At 76.3% G+C, this 1,853-nt stretch carries 1 protein-coding gene; it reads left to right on the top strand.

What is annotated here, in order from left to right; translation table 11 throughout:
* The first annotated feature begins 124 nt into the window (after positions 1-124).
* Positions 125-1,801 carry a DEAD/DEAH box helicase gene (locus ACFU7Y_RS43580; RefSeq protein WP_380772001.1) on the top strand — a complete coding sequence of 559 codons (1,677 nt, stop codon included), beginning with the start codon at positions 125-127 and terminating at the stop codon, positions 1,799-1,801.
* Positions 1,802-1,853 lie beyond the last annotated feature (52 nt).

Raw genomic sequence — 1,853 nt, 5'->3', positions numbered from 1 at the left:
CAGGCCCGCACCTCACCGGTGCGGGCCCTCGCCCATGCCGCCGTACGGCCGGGGCGGCGCACCTCCCTTTCCGACGGCCGACCCAGCCCGCAGCGCGGGCTGCCGACCGACGGACGGAGATCCCGTGACCACCCCTGCCCGCCCGCCGCGCGACCGCGGCCCCCGCACCACCGACCAGGCCCGCCGCAGCGCCGGCGGCGACCGCACGCGCAAGCCGCGCAGCCGCGGCGGCGCCCCCAAGCAGGGCCGGCCCGCCGTCGCGCCCGAGGCCGCCGACTTCACCGTGGTCCAGGGCACCCCGGCCCGGCCCCCGGCGGCGTCCTTCGCCGAGCTCGAACTGCCCAAGGCGATCCTCTCCGCGCTCGGCCGCGAGGGCGTCACCGAGCCGTTCCCGATCCAGGCCGCCACGCTGCCCGACTCGATCGCCGGGCGCGACGTGCTCGGCCGCGGCCGCACCGGCTCCGGCAAGACCCTGGCCTTCGGCCTGCCGCTGCTCGCCCGCACCGCCGGGCGCCGCGCCGACGCCCGGCACCCGCTGGCGCTCGTCCTGGTGCCCACCCGCGAGCTGGCCCAGCAGGTCACCGAGGCGCTCACCCCCTACGCGACCGCCGTCAACCTGCGGATCACCACGGTCGTCGGCGGCATGTCGATCAACAAGCAGGCCAACGCGGTGCGCCGCGGCACCGAGGTGCTGGTGGCCACCCCGGGCCGGCTGGACGACCTGATCGGGCGCGGCGACGTCAATCTCTCCGACGTCGCGATCACGGTCCTCGACGAGGCCGACCAGATGGCCGACATGGGCTTCCTGCCGCAGGTCAGCAAGCTGCTGGAGCAGGTCGCCGAGGGCGGACAGCGGATGCTGTTCTCCGCCACCCTGGACCGCAACGTCGACCGGCTGGTCAAGCGCTTCCTGGCCGACCCGGTGACCCACTCGGTCGACCCCTCGGCCGGCGCGGTCACCACCATGGACCACCACGTGCTCCAGCTGGAGCCGACCGACAAGGCCTCCGCCACCGCGCACATCGCCTCCCGCGACGGCCGCGTGATCATGTTCGTGCACACCAAGCACGGCGCCGACCGGCTGGCCAAGCAGCTGCTCGCCAACGGCGTGAAGGCCGCCGCGCTGCACGGCGGCAAGTCCCAGCCGCAGCGCAACCGGGTCCTGGACCAGTTCCGGGACGGCCACGTCACCGCGCTGATCGCCACCAACGTCGCCGCCCGCGGCATCCACATCGACGGCCTGGACCTGGTCGTCAACGTCGACCCGCCGGTCGACCACAAGGACTACCTGCACCGTGGCGGCCGCACCGCCCGGGCCGGCGAGTCCGGGACGGTCGTCACCCTGGTGCTGCCCGAGCAGCGCCGCGAGGTCAACCGGCTGATGACGGTGGCCGGCATCCGCCCGACCGTCACCAAGATCCGCCCGGGCGACGCCGACCTGGCCCGGATCACCGGCGCCCGCACGCCCAGCGGCGTCCCGGTGACGCTGGCCGTGCCGGTCGTCGCGGACCAGGCCGCGTCCGGCGGAGCGGCCCAGGCCGGCGCCGACAAGCCCGCCGGGGCCAAGTCCGGTGCCCCGCGCCGCCGTCCCGGCAAGCGCTCCGCGCTGCCCACCGACGTCGACATGAACGGCAACCCGCGCCGCCCCCGCCCCAAGCAGCGCCTCGGCGCCGCCGCCCAGGGCGACCGCCCGCAGGCGGCCGGCTTCATCGGCCGCTCCGCCGGCCGCGCCAAGCCCGGCAGTGGCTCCAAGTCAGGCTCCAACTACGGCACCGGCCGCCAGCGCCGCAAGTTCGACTGACGGTCGTCCGGACCGTGCCGAACGGGCCCCGCACCTCCCCGCACCAGGGGGG

This window comes from Kitasatospora sp. NPDC057542, from assembly GCF_042801945.1.
In the GTDB taxonomy this organism is placed as follows: Bacteria; Actinomycetota; Actinomycetes; order Streptomycetales; family Streptomycetaceae; genus Kitasatospora.
Note: the sequence above shows the minus strand (reverse complement) of the source record. Positions and strands in the feature narration are given on the sequence as shown.